The sequence below is a fragment of the Caldanaerobacter subterraneus genome (assembly GCF_004345675.1).
In the GTDB taxonomy this organism is placed as follows: domain Bacteria; phylum Bacillota; class Thermoanaerobacteria; order Thermoanaerobacterales; family Thermoanaerobacteraceae; genus Thermoanaerobacter; species Thermoanaerobacter subterraneus.
In genome coordinates this window covers 1-18,664 of sequence record NZ_SLWU01000011.1, presented here as the reverse complement: position 1 = coordinate 18,664, position 18,664 = coordinate 1, and the positions used below count along the sequence as shown (strand labels likewise).

Below are 18,664 nucleotides of genomic sequence, written 5' to 3'. Positions count from 1 at the left end.
CAAAATTTATAAAAAAGAAAAGGGCAAAAGCCCTATTAATGTAGATTCACTCTCTTTCTTTCCTATACTTTTCCATTATTTCTGAGAAAATTTCCGCATTTGTTGGCGGTGTATAAGTTATCGCATTGGCACCTGCTTCTATGGTCTTCAAAATTGTCTCTTCAGTAGGACCACCAGTTGCTATAATTGGTATATCAGGATCTATGTCTTTTATCTTTTTCACTATATCAGGTGTCTTTTGTGCTCCCGACACATTAAGAATTGTAGCGCCCGCCTCTATTCTTCCTTTTATGTCTTCCTTCTCAGACACTATAGTGACAACTATCGGTATATCGATGGTGGCTCTCATCTTTTTTATTATATCATTCGCCGTTGGAGCATTTACAACAACACCCATGGCACCGGAAAATTCAGCGTCAAGAGCCAGATTTATAACTCTTTTCCCCTGTGTAAGCCCTCCTCCTACGCCGCAGAAAACAGGTATGTCAGCTGCCATTATGAGAGCATGAGTAATTACAGGTTGTGGTGTAAAAGGATATACAGCCAAAACGGCATGAGCATTGGTGTTCTTAATCAAAGCCACATCTGTCGTAAAAACTAAAGATTTTATCAATTTCCCATACACCTTTATACCGGAAGCCTTTTGATGTATTATCTCAGGCACTAAAACCATTTTCTGCCTTAAGGGAGAAGTTATCTCTGGAACAAAATCATCAGCCATACTCATCACCATCACTTTATTTACTGGTATAGTATTATATTAACCAATAAATATCTCCAATTCAATAGGTTTTTCCCAAAAAACAGTGAAAAAATCAGATAGGAATCAGACAAAGGGGACGGTTCTTTTTGTCTGATTTAAAAGAGCTCTTGAAAAATTCAGTCGTAAGGAACCGTCCCTTTTGTCTGTTTTGTTCCCTTTGTTTTTTGTTTAGTATTTTTAAATTGGACTCTTTTTGAAAACCATTTTCACACTCATAAATATAAAAACGTTTAACCATGTGTGCATAATTTACAACTTTTTTTGAAGACTTATTGATTTTTTGTAAAAATTTATGATAAACAGTACTAAACTTTTGTGATACAGCATAAAATTTAAATAGGTAATTTAAAAATCACTAAAATTTACTGCAATTTTTTAATATTTTTTAATTTTGGTTGCACAAAATTAAATTTCTTCATAAATGTTTTACATTTTTAACAGCTATCTTGCCAACTAATATTAAATATGCTATAATAGTAATCGTCTACAAAATAAAAACAAAATTAAAGGTAAGGGGGATTTTTGAAGATGCTAAGAAAGAAATGGCTTCCTCTTTTAGTGGTGCTCGTCTTCGCCCTATCAGTTGTCCTATCTGCTTGTAGCAAACCACAGGAGACACAACCATCCGAACAGCCCAAGCAAGAACAAACAACTCCAACAGCTTCTGTCCAGGACAGCGACAACTGGACAAAAGCAAAAGACCCTTCAAAAATACCAGAAGCTTCAAAATCTCGTACAGACACTCTCATAATAGGTCTGCATGAGCCAGCAGGAACATTTAACCCACTCTTCTATGAGACAGCTTATGACAATTACGTCTTAAGCGCTATATTTGATGGCTTAATAGAAGTAAACTTTGACGGAACATATATACCTGGCCTTGCAGAGAAGTGGGATTTGGACAAAGATAATAACACTGTCACCTTCCACTTAAGAAAAGGGGTACAATTTAGTGATGGAACGCCTTTAACAGCCCATGACGTAGAATTTACTTACTACGTATTAGCAGACCCAACTTACGATGGACCAATTGACCTCTCTCCTGCAGGTATAGTAGGATTTAAGGAGTATCAGGAGGGCAAAGCAGATAAAATTGAAGGTATAAAGGTTTTAGATGACTACACAATACAAATTCAATTAGAAAAACTCATGGGAACTAGCTTGTCAGATTTGGGTATACCTGTAATTCCAAAGCACTACTATGGAAAAGACTTTAAGAAGGGAAATCTTGAGGGCATAAAGGCTTTAATGCAAAAGCCACTTGGTTCAGGGCCATATGTATTTGACAAATTTGTACCTGGTCAGGAAGTGCGCTTAGTAGCAAATGAGCACTACTGGAAAGGTGCTCCAAAAATTAAGAATTTGATCTTCAAGACGACCACAGACGAAACAGCAGTTCAAGCGTTACAGGCAGGAGAAACAGACTATGAAACTTCCAACATCACAGCTAAAAAGGACAATGTAGAGCTTCTTGAAAGCCTGGGATTTGTAGACTATGCACTGTTGCCCACAAACGGATATGGGTATATCGCTTTTAACTTCTATCAGCCAAAGTTCCAGGATGTAAGAGTTCGCCAGGCTCTGACATACGGTCTTAACAGAAAAGCTATAGTTGACGCAGTGTACCAGGGGCTGGCAGAAGTGAGAAACGTTCCTCAGTCAAAAGTGTCCTGGGCATATCCACCTGAGGATGAAATAAATCCATATAACTACGATCCAGAAAAGGCAAAGCAGCTCCTTGAAGAAGCAGGCTGGAAGCTAGGACCTGACGGGTATCGCTATAAGAATGGTGAAAAGTTCACAATTCACTTCCTGCAGTCAACACCAAACCCTGTTAACGACGCTTTAGTGCCAATTGCTGTTGAAAACTACAAACAATTAGGTATTGAGTTTATAGCAGAACCCATGGAGTTTAACTTAATAGTTGATAAAATTAAGAAAGCCAAAGAAAAGACTTTTGACATGTACTTCATGGCTTGGGGCTTAAGTGCTGAACCAGATCCATACAACATATTCCACTCCAAAGGGTCACAGAACAGAAACGGATACTCCAATCCAAAAGTTGATGAGCTTATTGTAAAAGCTCGCGAAGAGTTAGATATGAATAAGCGCAAAGAACTCTACCATGAGCTTTACAAAGTGCTCAATGAAGACCTGCCATACATCTTCATGTACCAGAGACATGACCTCAATGCCAAGAACATGAGAGTAGTAGGATTCCAGATTTCATCTTTCAGAGACTTCACTTACTCGCTCTATCAGGCAGAACTTCTCCAGTATTAAATTAAGTAGGAAAAGCCCGGACTTAGGGCCGGGCTTTTCCAATGCATTTAGGAGGGGATTTGATGACACAGTTTATAATAAGAAGGCTTTTGCAGAGCATTCCAACATTAATAGGAGCATCCATAATAATATTTTTAATTTTTGCTCTTGCTCCTGGCGATTACGTAACAAGGCAGTTTGAAAACCCTAAAATGACTCCGGAGAGAATGGAACAGTTAAGAGCGCTATATGGCCTTGACAAGCCTTTACCAGAAAGATATTTAAGATGGGCTGGAAACATGCTAAGAGGCGAAATGGGAGACTCTTTAATGTTTAAAAAACCGGTTATAAGCGTGATAAACGACTTTATATGGAACTCTTTCCTTTTAGGAGTTGCCATAATGTTTTTTGAATGGTTGATCGCCTCAATAATAGGCATATACTCGGCAGTCCGACAGTACTCTGTCTTTGACACGATAGCTACTTTGATAATTTTTATGTTATATTCCCTGCCATCTTTCTTCCTGGGACTAGTTTTACTTAAATTTTTCGCTGTAGATTTGAGATGGTTCCCAGTAGGTGGAATGATAACCACAGGTTCAAACTACACTGGATGGGCCTATATAATGGATGTAGCTAAGCATATGGTACTCCCCGTTGCAACCTTGACTCTGATAAGTGTAGGGGGCTTAAGCCGCTACTTCAGAGCCAATATGCTAGAGGTTATCAAACAGGATTATATAAGGACAGCGAGAGCGAAAGGATTAAAGGAAAGGACTGTTATTTTTAAACATGCTTTGAGAAATGCACTTTTGCCTTTAATCACTCTCTTCACACTTGAAATACCAAGCCTATTTGCAGGTGCAATGATAACAGAGAGAATATACAACTGGCCGGGAATAGGAAAAGTAGTCTTGCAGGCAATTTACGTGAGGGATTATCCTCTCTTCTTAGGATATACCATGTTAATCACAGTACTCACAATCTTGGCAAATATACTGGCAGATGTATTATACGGAATAGCCGATCCGAGGGTAAGGCTTAAATGAGGAGGGATAAAATTTGGAAAGACCGACTCCAACTCTCGATTACAGGAGGAAAAACAAAAAAAGAGGCGGTACTTCACTCTGGCAAGACGCTTTTCGCCGCTTTATAAAGAACAAATACGCTATTTTAGGTCTTGTAATACTGACCTTTATGATTTTATTTGCCTTCATAGGACCTTATTTTTCCCCACATCAGGACGTACCCGATGTGACAAAGGCAAATCAACCCCCAAGTAAAGAGCACTGGCTTGGAACAGACAACCTTGGAAGAGATGTGCTATTGAGGCTTATGCTTGCAGGTAGAATATCTCTCACAGTAGGTATAGCTGCTACTCTGATACTTCTATTAATTGGCGTGTCTTTGGGGGCAATCTCCGGATATTACGGAGGATGGGTAGATGTCATAATAATGAGAATCGCAGATATCATATACGCTATGCCTGGGCTTCCAATATTGATAGTGATGGGTGCCATAATGTCCGACTTGAAGATACCTCCGGCTCATAGGATATACTACGTCATGTTCATATTGGGTATTATCTCATGGGTTGGAGTTGCAAGGCTTGTAAGAAGCCAGATTTTAAGTTTAAAAGAGCAGGAATTCATGCTGGCAACAGAAGTTTTGGGTTTAAGAGATAGCAAGAAGATAATAAAACACCTTTTCCCCAACGTCTTGCCAACAGTAATTGTCGCCGGAACACTAGGAGTTGCAAGTTCTATAATCTCAGAATCTGCTTTGAGCTTTTTAGGCTTAGGAGTCGTACCTCCAACACCTTCTTGGGGTTATATGCTTTCTGCCGCCAATAATATGATAGACTTTGCAAAGCGTCCGTGGCTATGGATTCCGCCAGGCGTTGCCATAATGCTTACTGTCCTTGCTATTAACTTCGTAGGCGACGCTTTGAGGGACGCTTTTGACCCAAGACAAAAGATTTAGGAGGAGTTGAAATGGCAAGAAATATTGTAGAATTTCGCAATCTTAAAACCTACTTCTACACCGAAGAAGGTGTTGTAAAAGCAGTAAATGATGTCAGCTTTTCAATTCGCGAGGGTGAAACCGTCTGCGTCGTTGGGGAATCAGGGTGTGGAAAAAGTGTAACCGCTCTTTCTCTAATGAGACTGATCCAATCTCCTCCTGGTAAAATCGTAGGTGGAGAGATAATATTTGATGGGAGAGATATCCTTAAATTAAGCGATGCTGAGATGAGAAGAATCAGGGGAAATGAAATAGGAATGATATTCCAGGAGCCTATGACCTCATTAAACCCTGTTCTCACAATAGGAGACCAGCTGATGGAACCTCTGATGCTTCACAAACACATGACAAAAAAGGAAGCCTGGAACAAAGCTATTGAACTTATAAAGCAGGTTGGAATTCCCCGCGCTGAACAGATTATGACAAGCTATCCTCATGAGCTAAGCGGCGGAATGAGGCAGCGCATAATGATAGCAATGGCCATAAGCTGCGACCCCAAACTTTTAATCGCTGATGAACCTACAACCGCTCTAGATGTTACCATACAGGCTCAGATACTTGACCTTTTAAGAAGGCTCAAAGAAGAGAAAAAAATGGCTCTCATGCTCATAACCCACGATTTAGGAATTGTGGCTGAAATGGCGGATTACGTGGTGGTGATGTACGCAGGGAAAGTCATAGAAGAAGCTCCAGTGAGAGAGCTTTTCAAAAACCCCAAACACCCATACACGAGAGGCCTCTTAAAAGCAAAGCCTGTGATTGGAAGAAGGCAAGAAAGGCTTTATACCATACCAGGTCAGGTGCCAAACCCGATAGATCTTGGAGATTTCTGTTATTTCAGCGACAGATGCGAATACACAATGGACGTCTGCCGCAAAAAGATGCCTCCTTTTGTCGCTGATGAAAATGGTCATAAAGTGGCCTGCTGGCTGTACGAAGGAGAGTGGAAAAAATGAGCGAACCTTTGATTGAAGTGAAAAATTTAAAAAAATACTTCCCTATAAGAGGAGGAGTTTTGCAACGCACAATAGGATACGTAAAAGCCGTAGATGGAGTAAGCTTCACTATAAATAAAGGGGAAACCTTAAGCCTTGTAGGAGAATCTGGCTGTGGGAAGAGCACTGTAGGCCGTACTATAATAAGGCTTTACGACAAGACGGATGGAGACGTTCTTTTTAAAGGTATTCCTATACATAGCCTCAAAAAAAGCGAGCTTAGAAAACTTCGCCCCAAAATGCAGATGGTATTCCAGGACCCCTTTAGCTCTTTAAATCCCAGGCTTAGAATAGGGGATGCAGTAGGAGAAGCCTTATTAGACCACGGCCTTGTCTCAAAAAACGAATTAAGAGATAGAGTAATAGAAGCATTAGAAATGTGCGGACTGGCTTCATATCACATAGATAGATATCCCCATGAATTCTCTGGCGGTCAAAGGCAGAGAATAGGAATAGCTCGCGCACTCATTTTAGACCCTGAATTTATAGTCTTAGACGAGCCTGTCTCTTCTTTAGACGTGTCAATACAGGCACAGATAATAAATCTTTTGATGGATTTGCAGCAACAAAAAGGCCTTACTTATCTTTTCATCTCTCACGATTTGAGCGTGGTGGAACACATAAGCACAAGAGTTGCTGTAATGTATCTGGGCAATATTGTAGAGATGGCATCAAGAGATGAACTCTTTGACCATCCACTGCATCCTTACACGCAGGCACTTCTTTCTGCAGTGCCAATACCTGACCCGGACTTAAAAAGAGAGAGAATAATACTAGAAGGAGATATACCAAGTCCAGCAAACCCGCCAAAAGGCTGCAAATTCCACACAAGATGTCCTTTTGCAAAGGACATATGTAAAGAACAAGTTCCTGAGTTTAGAGATGTAGGAGGAGGGCATTATGTAGCTTGCCACTTAGTATAGCTACATGCCCTCCTCCTTTTTTTCAAGTTCTTTTATAAAAATGGGTTTCACCAAAAATTCGAAGTACACAAAGCTAATCAAAAGAACCAAAGAAGTAATCAGAAAAGGAAGAGTACTCTTACCTCTTTGAATTACATACCCTGCTATAAAGCTTCCAATAGCCCCTCCTATGCTCCTCAAAAAAGTTCTGGCACCTCCAAAAAAATCTCTCTTATCTTCCTCTACAGCAGACATCGTTTGGCTGTCCACCATATTGAGAAAAAGTGTAAAGCTACCACTCCTTAAAAGGAAAATTAACACAAAAGCAATGGGAAGCATCTTAAAGTAAAGAATGAAAGCCAGCCCTATATTTATAGCGTACACGTAGTAATAAGACCTAATTACTCCCAGCTCATTTATAAGCCAAGGCATTATTATAGAGGCAAAGAACAGAATTATACCATTGGCAGTCAAAACGTAAGAGACAGCCTCATCATGCCACCCTGTGGTAAATTTTATTATGACATTCTGAAAAGGTATAACCAATGAAAATACTATCCCCATTAAAAATAGATATAATGTCAAAATTATTATTTTGCTGTTCAAATGCTCTTTAAAATTCTCTGTTAAATTTTTTGTCTCAATCTTTTCTGCACTATTAAGCCTATTGTTATTGCGGCAGGGCAAAAATAATCCCCTCAAAATTGCCACTAAAAAGATAGACAAGGCAGATATGTATATTGACCACTGATATTTAGTGGTACCATACTTGAGAAACTGCGGGATAAATCCCCCCATAAGAGTCCCTATTCCACTAAAAAGCGTAAAAACCGCGAAAAGAAGGCTGTAACTTAAGGTCTCCATTTCATTTGACCCTGCATAAGAAAAGAGAAGCTGTATTTCAGTGGAAACCAAAAGTGAAACCCCTATAAACTGTATTATTTGGGCCGGATAAAAGGCATAAAGGGTGGTCCCAATTCCAAACATCAAATAGCCCAATCCTATCAGTACAATCCCCGTTATAAATACCCTTTTCCTCCCAAAATGCCTTGCCATAAATCCTGCAGGCAGTGAAAAAAGCCCCATGACAAAAGTGCCTATAGAGTTTAAAGCGCCAATCTCTTCAGGTGAAATATTCAAAGCTAAAAAGTGGAAATTTAGCACAAACCCTAAAATACCCATTCCTATCCCTAAAAATGCCTCTGTTGCCACAAAAATTTTTACTTCCCTTGGCAGAAATTTTATCTGGTCAAAAAGCCCCATACACTTTCTCCTTTCTTCCCAGACAATCAGACAAAGGGGACGGTTCCTTCCGTCTGATCTTTTAAATTTAATCAGGCTATATAGTCAGGCTTTGCCTTTTTCTTTCAAAATCTTATGTATACTATACCTAGTCACCCCAGCAATAGAAGCAATATCTTTAATTGAAAGTCCTGTTTTTTCTCTGTATTTTTTTATTAAGTCATGCCATTCTTTACGTTTTTTAATTTCCAGATTTTCTATATCTTTAATCCCAAATTCCATTGCCATTTTTTTAAATAACTCTTTGGCTTCTTCCGTACTCATTTTTTCTTCCTCAATGTCGATAAAAATTTCAGTGCCTTCTGTCTGCTCCATATATTTCTTAAACTGTTCTATAGCTTTCTTTTTATCATCAGAGAAAATACCTAAAATCAACTCTGTATCTACAATTTGACACATTTTATCATTATCGTTAAGATAACAGCTATAACTGCTCCACTTATAATCAGAAACTTCTTTCACTAGTCCCGCTTTTACCGGATTCTGATGAATGTATCTTACTAATGCTATAACGTAACTCTCATCTTCAACTGGCTCACTTCTAAACCTATCTTGAAATAAATGCCCTGTCCTATCGTATTTTTTATTAAAATAAGAAACATAAGTTCCTGCAATCCTCTTAATAGAACTTGACAAATCTTCATTGCCTTCCTTGATCATCAAATGAACATGGTTACTCATTAGACAAAAAGCAGTTAAATAAAACTTCCCGTCTAGCTTTTTCTCTGCCAATATTTCTATAAAGCGCTTTTTATCATCATCATTGTTAAATATATTTTTCTTTTCATTTCCCCGCAACATCACATGATAATATCCACTCTTGCTTTTAACTCTTGACTTTCTAGGCATTTATATCCACTCCAAAAATAATAATTCAGACAAAAGGAACCGTCCCCCTTGTCTGATTATAACATATAAATTAGATAAAATCTCCCATTTTTTCAGAAGTTTTAATTTTATATATTCCTAACAGGATAAAGGTTAATGCAAAAGCCAACAGTATGATTATATTCATATAAACATCGCTTAAACTACCACCCATTTGAATTTTTTCTATAGCGTCTATTGCCCATTTCTGTGGTATAAAATCAGAAAGCTTTTGAAATGATTTTGGCATTAAATATAATGGCCAGAAAGTTCCCCCTAACATACAAGTAGGTGTAATAATTAAAGTAGACAAGACATTAGAATAACTTGTAGAGGGTGAAAAAGCAACTATCATTGAACTTAAACCAATAGAGGTTATTCCAAAAGAAACCAGTACTAAAAAAACATCAAATGTCGCTTTTGTGAAGCTTAAGTTTAATATAAAGGTAATCAACGCAAGTATAAAAGCTATTTGAAAAACTGTCAAAATCAAATTTACCAAAAAATTGCTCGCTAAATAAGTTCTTGACTTTAAAGGAGAAGCAAAAATTCTGTAAAAAGTTTTATCTCTCTTCTCCACAAGTATAAAATTAGAAATATTAAAAGTACTAAACATCAAAAACATTATAAAAAATCCTAAACTTCTTGTTGTTGCCACTGCCGTCTTCCCTATATCTTCAACAATATATGTTTTCAAGCTAAAAGGACTGTTCTTATAAAGGTTGTACATCTTATAAAAATTTTCTTTATTTCCTTCGGATGCCTTACTCAAATTGTAAAGAACATTTATCTTGCGGTCAAGATAACTTTTCAAAAATAAGGTGGTTTCTTCCCCTTTTATTGATACAATCTCTACATCCTTTGGATTTCCTTTCAAAATTTCTTCTTCAAATCTTTGAGGAATCACTATAGCGCTGTCAACTTTTCCTTTCGATACTTTATCATTTATCTCATCTTCTTTTAAGAAAACAACCTTGAATTTATCCGTTTTTTCCAATGAATTAATTAAATCTGCCGAAATCAGACTTTTATCTTTATCTACAACACCTATTCTAAGCTGTCCGCTGCCACCATAGGTAAAAAGCAAAAAGAAAAGTGGAATTATAATACCAGAAATCAATAAAATAATATTCCCTTTCCTTCTAAAAAATAACTTTACAGTATTGTTCATAACCAAAAATAGCTCTCTCACTTAAAAAGCCTCCCTTCTGAATAAATAAGCTGACAACACTATGAAAAAAGCTGCAAGAATTAAATTTACCATGAGGGCTGTAGGTACATATTGGTAATTACCTACCCATATCACGTTAAATATGGCTGTATTTGTCCATGTAATTGGAGAAAAATTTGAAAGTCTCTCAATAAACTGACTTCCCATCTCTTTTACAGGATAATATGACCCACCTAAAAAGGCTATAAAAGGAATTATACCGTTTAGTAAACCTTGTGCCATTGCTCCATTTTTTATAATAAACCCCAAACTCACTCCCAAGCCCACCACAAAAATTATCTCACTAATTATAATCACAAAAACAGTTATGATATCATTTCCCCAATTAGCTCCGAAGATGTATTTGCTAAAAAAAATAATAATCAAGGCCTGTATAAAAACAGAAAAAGTTACCCCTAACACCTTCCCTATCAATATTTCATATTTCTTAACAGGAGAAGCTAATATTCTGCGCCCTGTCTTTTTTGTCCTTTCCATATCTATTGAAAATACACCACTCATAGCACCGTATAAAATTATCAAAGTAAGCATTGTAACAGAATAATAATCGAATGATGTTTGTTTAACTTTTCTGTCAATAGAGGTTATTTTTACAAATTCTCTATTTAAATTTATATCGCCTCTATTTTTAAGAAAGGCAGGATTTTGTGAAGCTATAGCTGTCATTCCCTTAAAAGTATCAACAAAAGAGTCAATCATACTTTCTGCAATCTCCGTTTTTATATCTCCATGTGCATTCTTATAAAAAGTTATATCTTTACCTTTTAAAAAAGCATAACCATCATATGTGCGTTTTTCTATTTCACTTATTCCTTTGCTGACATCTTTTATTTCTACAAATTTTACTCCCATTTTATCAGTTTCTTTAATGAAAATATCAAAACCTTGTGAAAGTATCGTATCTCCTTCATCTGTATATATGACTTTTATATCCCCTAATTTTATATCTGATGTTGACGAAAACGCAAAACCTAAAATTCCAATAAGAACTATTGGCAATAGTATCATAATTGCCATTACATTCTTGTCATAAAGAATTTCCTTTATTTCTTTAAGCATTATAGTAAGGATTCTCATTTTACCACCTCTAATCCCTCAATTTTCTGCCCGTTAACGTGAGGAAAACTGTCTCCAAATCGGGAATTTCATTTCTCAGATTGCGTATTGGTATATTCTTTGAAATAAAATAATGGATTATATCATCAAAATTGCTCACATCTTTTAAACTTGTTATCTTTATCGTGCTGTCTTTTATCTCAACATCTTTTACACCCTTTATTCCTTTCAATTCCTCCTCTTTTATTCCATCAATTGAGCCAATTTCAATATAAACTGTATTCACATCTGTAACCATTGAAGTGAGTTCTTCCTTTGTTCCTTCAGCTATAACCTTGCCATGGTCCATTATAGAAATCCGCGTGCAGATAGCCTCTACTTCCTCCATATAGTGACTTGTGTAAATAATTGTACTACCCATTTCATTTAACTTTTTAACAGATTCCAAAATGTGATTCCTCGATTGAGGGTCTATACCTACTGTAGGTTCATCCATTATTATCAATTTAGGTCTATGGGCAATGGCACAGGCAATATTTAGCCTTCTTTTCATACCACCTGAAAATTTATTTGGTACTTCTTTCGCTTTATCTGAAAGACCTACAAACTCTAATGCCATCTCTACATTTTCTTTTAGCTCTTTCCCCTTAAGTCCATAAAGGCTTGCAAAAAACTTTACATTTTCATAGGCTGTTAAATCTCCATATATAGCAACGTCCTGAGGCACAATACCTATATTTTTCTTTATGAATTCAGCATCTTTACGTATGTCTTTGTCAAAAACATAGACTTCACCTCTGTCAAAACTTATCAGTCCGCAGATTATGCTTATAGCCGTAGTCTTTCCTGCACCATTGGGACCCAAAAGTCCATAAATTTCCCCTTCTTCTATTTCCAAATTTACATTATCTAAAGCTATAATATTGCCAAACCTTTTTGTCAAATCCTTCATTCTAACTATTTTCATAAAATCCCTCTCCCTAGAATATAAATTTTCAGATAAAAGAAAATATCCCTCTTAATTGAAATTGATTTACCTTTCTAGGAATATTATAAAAGAAATGGTGGAAATTATCTAGTATAATCACATAAAAAAAGTAAGGTCCGCGATGGTCTTCGCTTCAGCCAGTACAGGTCCTTCGGCACTCTTTAGCACTTTACAACCTGTACTGACCTATGCTCGACTGCTATGGATACCTTAGAAGTCTTATGCACCTTCCATAAGACCTCCAGTCTAAGTACACTGCAAAGGCGCGTACTTTGACCTGCGGCACCCATAGCAGTCTTAGCTCGACTGCAATGCATCCTTTTTAGCTTATAGCTTTATCAAGACACATTGCAATCTGCCCTCTGACTGACATTCGCAATACCGAACATCAATCTTCGGCCGGCCATCTAAGGCTTACGCCTCTAAATGACCTTGGCTCAACCACCGCGAACCTTACACTATTATGTTTCCCGCACTTTAAGGGAATATTCTAAGAATTTTTATCTATTTTTGGAAAGTTAATGCAATAACTCTTGCCTGTCCTTCCAAGTCTTCTTTCTTAACTTCCAGCTCAGAAGAGGGGATTTGTTCTCCATTTGTAAGTTTCAAAAAGTTATCTACTGTGTCTATTGGAAAATCTATGTACTCCGTCTTGTAGTGCATTGGAATTGTAATCTTTGGGTTTAACTGCTTCATCACTTCTACCGCCTGTTTTGCGTCGATGGTATAATATCCTCCTACAGGGATAAGCAAAACATCCACAGGCCCTATCTCATTGACCTGCTTTTCCGTCAAGACATGTCCTAAATCTCCCATGTGGCACACTCTTACACCGTCAATCTCAAAAATGAAAACTATGTTTTTCCCCCGCTTTGCCCCCTGCTCTCCGTCGTGGAAAGTGCTTATTCCTTTTATTTTTATTCCTTTTATGTTGTGTTCTCCTGTCCTGTCCACTATTTCAAATTTCCCTTTTACAGCTTTAAAGTAATTGTGGTCAAAATGGGAATGAGAAGAAGTGACAATATCTGCCCTCACATCCGGCATAGGGTATCCTACAGAATCGTCAAAAGGGTCTGTCACAATTGTAGTCCCGTCTTCGGCAGTCAATTTAAAGCAAGCGTGTCCTAACCATTTTATTTTCATAAAAGACCACCTCCTAAAACCTATTATAACACAAAAAAGGCGGCAAAAACCGCCTTCTTTACATTCTTTCAGGAGCAGTGACTTTAAGTATGTCAAGAGCGTTCTTTAGAACAGTCTTTACAGCTAAAATCAGAGCAAAGCGTGCTTTCATTAAATTCTCCTCTGCTCCTTTCACCCTATGGCTGTTGTAGAAAGAGTGGAAAAGAGAAGCAACGTCTATGACATACCTTGTAATCCTGTGAGGAGCCAAGGTCTTCGCAGCTATAGTTATTTCTTCAGGAAAATAGGCAAGTTTTTTAATCAAATCCACCTCTTCCTCTTCTTTTAAAAGCCCAAGGTCTACATCTTCTATATTTTCTATCTTAACCCCCATCTCCTCTAACTGCCTTATTATAGAACAAATTCTCGCATGAGCGTACTGCACGTAAAAGACGGGATTTTCATTCGTCTGCTGCTTAGCTAAATCCAAATCAAACTCTATTGGGCTGTCAGGAGACCTCATATTGAAGAAAAATCTCGCTGCGTCTTTACCTACTTCCTCTATCAAATCCCTTAAAGTGATCATCTTTCCTGTCCTTTTAGACATCCTGACTACCTGTCCGCCCTCTATAAGCTTGACAAGCTGCATCAAAACTACATCAAGCCTTGATGGGTCTATCCCCAAAGCCTTCATAGCCCCTTTCATAGGAGCGACATGCCCATGGTGGTCAGCTCCCCAAACATTTATCACCCAGTCAAATCCGCGCGTCACAAACTTGTTTTTGTGATAAGCTATGTCAGAAGCAAGATATGTTGGAACTCCATTTGACCTCACTAAAACGTCATCTTTCTCAGCGCCAAAAAGGGTCATTTTAAACCACAATGCCCCATCTTTTTCATAGGTATAGCCCTTTTCTGTAAGCTCCTCTATCACTTTATACACTTCTCCGCTGTCATAAAGGGACTGCTCAGAAAACCACACGTCATACTCTATTCCGTAAAGCGCCAAATCCTCTTTCATCTTCTCTATATTCTTTTTAAGCCCATATTCTATTAAAGCCTTTCTCCTCTCTTCAGAAGGCACATCCTTATACTTGTCTCCGTGTATCTCTAAAAATTCTTTCGCTCTGTCTATTATGTCCTCTCCGTGGTAACCCCCTTCTGGCACCTCTGCATCTATTCCAAGAAGTTGCAAATACCTAGCCTCAAGGGAATATCCAAACTTCTCTATCTGATTCCCCGCGTCGTTTATGTAAAATTCCCTTGAAACGTTGTACCCCGCGTAATCGAGTATGGAAGCCAAAACGTCTCCTATCGCTCCCCCTCTAGCATTTCCCATGTGCATCGGACCTGTAGGGTTAGCAGAAACAAATTCCACCTGCACCTTCTTGCCTTTTCCAAGGTTAACCCTTCCATAATCTTTTCCTCTTTTGTGAATCAATTTAAGCGTCTCAATCAAAAAATTTTGGTTTAAAAAGAAGTTGATAAAGCCTGGCCCAGCAACTTCAACCTTCTCTATAAAGGTACCAGAAGTATTCATTTTTGAAGCTATAATCTCTGCAATTTTACGAGGAGCCATCTTTGCCTCTCTTGCCATAACCATTGCAAAATTGGTAGCAAGGTCCCCATGCTGTTTTTCCTTTGGCTCTTCCACTTCCACATCTTGAATGGATTCAAAATTGAGCAATCCCTCTTTTTTAGCTTCATTTAATGCTTTTAAAACAACATCTTTTATCTCTTCTTTAGCTTTTTGAACAATATTCTCCAACTCAATTTACCTCCCGCACTTTTAGATATAGTTCATTGTTGCTTACCTTTCTATTGTTGAGGTCGAGAACATACTTTATGTTTACCTCTCCTCCACTCTCCCCCATATTTACATTCACGTCTGTAGAGAGAACTCCTAAAAGAATTTTGCCATAAGGTGTCTGATAATCTGTCTCATGCCTTTTATTTTTTTCAAAGACCATTTTGGACTTGTTCGTGCCAAATCTGAGCAAGGTAACCTTGTCTCTAGTTATTTTCAAAGTGGTAGTGGTGCCATCCATGCCTGACAATTCGCTCTCTTCATACACCACGTAAAAAGTATTGCCCTTGACATAGAAATTCCCTTCTGTAACAAGTTCTATAGTGTCAACTTCTTCCCTGTCGTTCTTCTGAGTGCCCTTTACAGAAATAATGGCCTTTTTCAAATGCCTCTCCCCTTTTTGCCTTCAAAAAATCCTTTTCTATTATTTTTTAACATACAATCCCCTTATTTTCAAGTACGCTATTCAAAATATTTAAAAAGGAAGCGGATTAAAACCCGCTTCCTTTCTTATTCTATGTCGCTTCTCCAAGCAAAGAAAGGTTTGGCCCTACCGTAAAGAGCATATTCTTTCTTGCTCACCCACGCCCAATTTTGATTGCCGTAGTCATAGTGCCACCATTCATCTAAATAGTTTGTAAAACCCACTGATGTCATGATATTAAAGAGTAACCTGCGATTTTCCAAGGCTTCCCTTTCTTCTTTTGAAAGCTCCTTGCCTTCTTTCAACAACTCTTCAAAATAAGTAGTCCTTGCCTTTTCCGTAGGATCGTCATACTCTGTTCCCATATTGAGCAGCCTTCCCTTGTCATCTGCAATTGTCAGGTCAACAGCCCCTCCGGTGTTGTGGGGCGAAGGCCTCGTAGGATCTGTAGAAGGTAATGCAACAAATGTCAAGGTTCTTTTAGTAATCTCTTCTTCCGATTCAGAAGGATATTGCTTCCTAAACTGTTCCTTTAAAGTATCAAACAGAGATTGCTGCACCTGAATAGGTCTCCACGTATCAAAAATCACAAACTTATATCCCGGTGGCAATAAATCAGCCGCTTCTAGTAATTTTTCATATACACTCTCTCTCACGTAACATTCAGGAAGAGCACCTTTTATCCCCTGAAGAAAGTACTCTGAGCGCACTATTATCCTCTCGGGATATAAACTTAAAGGAACCAGCTTTTCATTATTTTCTCTTATCGGAATCTTTCTAACCTCTTCCCAATTCCACTTTTCGATTGGAGTGGAAATAGGTATTTCCTTAAAATTTTTATCACTCATTTTTTCACCCTTTTCTCCAGCAATTTTATAATATTCTTCTCCTACCAATTCTTTCAAGGCCTTTTCGTCCTCTTCACGAGGTGAATACATGTAAAGTATTACACCTATTAATATCCATACTACTAGGATTATATTACTCGTAGGGCCACTCTAAGGATAAATCCGTGCCGGGTATCAGCGTAGAAATAGCAATAAGCCCCGCCATTATCGCACCTACAATGGGATAAAACATACTTGACACTTTTTCCATTCCTTTTTAGGTAAAGGAGCAGGAGTATCTTTGAAAACCCCAATTTTATCCATAATTAATCAGTAGCCTTTTTTATAGCTTCATAATACTCACCTAACAAATTTTTCAATGCTTCTTCCTCATTACCTTTTGGAGCTTTAGCATATAGTATAACTCCCACTATAGCCCACACACCTAAAACAATATATTCATATGGCCAAGCTAATGACAAAGGCGTTCCTGGAATCAAAGTAGCTATTGCAATTATAATTGCTACTATACCTCCAATTAAAGGTAAGAGAGTAGCCGAAGTCCTATAAGCACCTCTAAGATTAGGATATTTTTTTCTTATTTTAATCAAACTAAGAGTAGCCAATACCCACGCAATTGCAATAGCAAATCCTCCCATATCTAAAAACCATACCATAGCTCCTTTTCCCAGCCATCCTAAACCAAGTGCAAATCCAAGAGTTAAGTAAAGAGCATTTACAGGTGTTCCATATTTAGGATGCGTTTTAGTGAAGGTCTGGGGAAGAACTCCTGCACGTGACAAAGACAAGATTAATCTAGGCGTTGCTGCAAATAAACCTACAAAACTTGTAACTAATCCTAGGACAGAAATAAAATATGCCGCCCATCCTAATGCAGGAAAACCAGCTACTTTAAAAGCATCTATTGTTCCTAATTTTAATTTAGCAGTCTCTTGCCACGGAATAACCCACGCAGAAGATAGCAACACTATCGTATAAAACAATCCCGCTAAAACAACTGATAAAATAACACTAATGCCAATTTTCCTTACGGGCATATTTGCTTCTTCTGCTAGTACAGCAACTAACTCAAACCCTGTTAAATATGTCATAGCGGGTAAAACAAATCTCATTGTCGAAAGGAATGGATTCATATCTTTACTCCAGGCAGGCCAAAAGTTTGATGCTTGACCGTGAGTAAATCCTACAATTACTAACAGTAACCCTAGTACAATCATTGTTCCAAACATTACAATTTGAATCCCTGATGCTAAATGAGCTCCATAATAATTTACTAAAAACACTAACAATGTAATAGCAATACCTACTATAAGTTCAGGTAAATGTATTTTAGTCCCCGCAATAACATAATATGGGCCTTGTTCAAGTTGAGGAAAAATCCATGCCAATAACAAACTTGATGCCGTCACATAAAATGCCAGAGAAGCTAAATAAGCGCCTACTAACGCCCATCCTGCTATAAAAGAGGTTGTCTTACCAAATGCGACATACGTGTAAACAACTTCTCCTCCAGCTCTGGGGAAAACAGTAGACAATTCGGCATAAGCCAAAGCAATTAAACTAGCAATCACTGTCGCTACAACAAATCCAAAAATTTCCCCTCCTGCTCCGTATGCTGCAAAAAACTTACTGTTTGTATATATCCAGCTTGTTCCTATAACACCCGCTGCTCCAAGAGCAACTAAACCAATAAAGCTTATTCGTTTTTGAAGTTCTGTCATTAATAACACCATCCTCTCTCTTTTTTATTATTATTATTTTTTAATTTTTAAAGTCTTACTTTAGTTTTCTCTCTTTACATACTCACCTGGTTACCCAAACTGTACAAAAATGTACAGTTTAGATAGCTGGGGTATTTGTAGTCCGCCCTTCAGACTTTCCCAACCCCAGCAGGCGGTATTTGGGAAAGCCATAGCCCCTGCCCCAAGAAGCAGGGACTCACGCCCTTACGGGTCTCTCCACTTGCCCTGAATTAATAATTCCTTCAGGACAGAGAAGTCTCTTTTTACCTTCTCAGGAGAGAGTGGAGTCACCACCGCTACCTTGAGAACTCGCCAGAAATCATAGGCACTAAA

General features: G+C 37.9%; 16 protein-coding genes. 5 read left to right on the top strand and 11 right to left on the bottom strand.

Annotation, left to right across the window (positions count from 1 at the left end):
- Positions 1-46 precede the first annotated feature (46 nt).
- The gene (locus EV203_RS06435) at positions 47-721 is read right to left on the bottom strand and encodes a hydrolase (RefSeq protein WP_031314343.1); all 675 of its coding nucleotides are present in this window, start codon (positions 719-721) and stop codon (positions 47-49) included.
- Positions 722-1,291: 570 nt separating this feature from the next.
- Between EV203_RS06435 and EV203_RS06430 the strand changes: the two genes are divergently transcribed.
- The 5 genes from EV203_RS06430 to EV203_RS06410 all read left to right on the top strand — a co-directional run bounded on the left by EV203_RS06430 (position 1,292) and on the right by EV203_RS06410 (position 6,965).
- Positions 1,292-3,046 carry an ABC transporter substrate-binding protein gene (locus tag EV203_RS06430; protein WP_132039687.1) on the top strand — a complete coding sequence of 585 codons (1,755 nt, stop codon included), beginning with the start codon at positions 1,292-1,294 and terminating at the stop codon, positions 3,044-3,046.
- A gap of 62 nt (positions 3,047-3,108) precedes the next feature.
- Complete coding sequence (locus EV203_RS06425) at positions 3,109-4,074, top strand: ABC transporter permease (protein WP_132039685.1); 966 nt, start codon at positions 3,109-3,111, stop codon at positions 4,072-4,074.
- A 13-nt stretch (positions 4,075-4,087) separates the two neighbouring features.
- Entirely contained in the window at positions 4,088-5,008 is a 921-nt protein-coding gene (gene opp4C, locus EV203_RS06420; RefSeq protein ID WP_132039683.1) for an oligopeptide ABC transporter permease, read from the top strand.
- An 11-nt stretch (positions 5,009-5,019) separates the two neighbouring features.
- A complete protein-coding gene (locus EV203_RS06415; protein ID WP_132039681.1) occupies positions 5,020-6,003 on the top strand; it encodes an ABC transporter ATP-binding protein in 984 nt (327 codons plus the stop codon).
- Entirely contained in the window at positions 6,000-6,965 is a 966-nt protein-coding gene (locus tag EV203_RS06410; RefSeq protein WP_011026536.1) for an ABC transporter ATP-binding protein, read from the top strand. The genes EV203_RS06415 and EV203_RS06410 overlap by 4 nt, the downstream gene beginning before the upstream one ends.
- On the opposite strand, the gene EV203_RS06405 is transcribed toward EV203_RS06410, so the two are convergent.
- From EV203_RS06405 to EV203_RS06360, 10 genes are all read right to left on the bottom strand, one after another.
- Positions 6,966-8,207 (bottom strand): MFS transporter, encoded by a 1,242-nt coding sequence (locus EV203_RS06405; protein WP_132039679.1) that lies wholly within the window; start codon positions 8,205-8,207, stop codon positions 6,966-6,968.
- A gap of 84 nt (positions 8,208-8,291) precedes the next feature.
- On the bottom strand, positions 8,292-9,095 hold the full coding sequence (locus tag EV203_RS06400; protein WP_011026538.1) for an REP-associated tyrosine transposase: 804 nt from the start codon (positions 9,093-9,095) through the stop codon (positions 8,292-8,294).
- 70 nt (positions 9,096-9,165) lie between these two features.
- Positions 9,166-10,305 (bottom strand): ABC transporter permease, encoded by a 1,140-nt coding sequence (locus EV203_RS06395; protein WP_132039677.1) that lies wholly within the window; start codon positions 10,303-10,305, stop codon positions 9,166-9,168.
- Complete coding sequence (locus EV203_RS06390; RefSeq protein WP_132039675.1) at positions 10,306-11,421, bottom strand: ABC transporter permease; 1,116 nt, start codon at positions 11,419-11,421, stop codon at positions 10,306-10,308.
- Between the two features lie 10 nt (positions 11,422-11,431).
- A complete protein-coding gene (locus EV203_RS06385) occupies positions 11,432-12,367 on the bottom strand; it encodes an ABC transporter ATP-binding protein (RefSeq protein WP_132039673.1) in 936 nt (311 codons plus the stop codon).
- 525 nt (positions 12,368-12,892) lie between these two features.
- Entirely contained in the window at positions 12,893-13,531 is a 639-nt protein-coding gene (locus tag EV203_RS06380; protein ID WP_132039671.1) for an MBL fold metallo-hydrolase, read from the bottom strand.
- A 58-nt stretch (positions 13,532-13,589) separates the two neighbouring features.
- Positions 13,590-15,278: an arginine--tRNA ligase gene (argS, locus tag EV203_RS06375; RefSeq protein ID WP_132039669.1), complete on the bottom strand. Its 1,689-nt coding sequence runs from the start codon at positions 15,276-15,278 to the stop codon at positions 13,590-13,592.
- Between the two features lies 1 nt (position 15,279).
- Complete coding sequence (locus EV203_RS06370; protein WP_011026544.1) at positions 15,280-15,702, bottom strand: YwiB family protein; 423 nt, start codon at positions 15,700-15,702, stop codon at positions 15,280-15,282.
- Between the two features lie 125 nt (positions 15,703-15,827).
- Positions 15,828-16,646, bottom strand: coding sequence for a M15 family metallopeptidase (locus tag EV203_RS06365; protein WP_201766478.1), 819 nt, complete (start codon positions 16,644-16,646; stop codon positions 15,828-15,830).
- Between the two features lie 248 nt (positions 16,647-16,894).
- Positions 16,895-18,310: an APC family permease gene (locus EV203_RS06360; protein WP_243700601.1), complete on the bottom strand. Its 1,416-nt coding sequence runs from the start codon at positions 18,308-18,310 to the stop codon at positions 16,895-16,897.
- Positions 18,311-18,664: the final 354 nt, after the last annotated feature.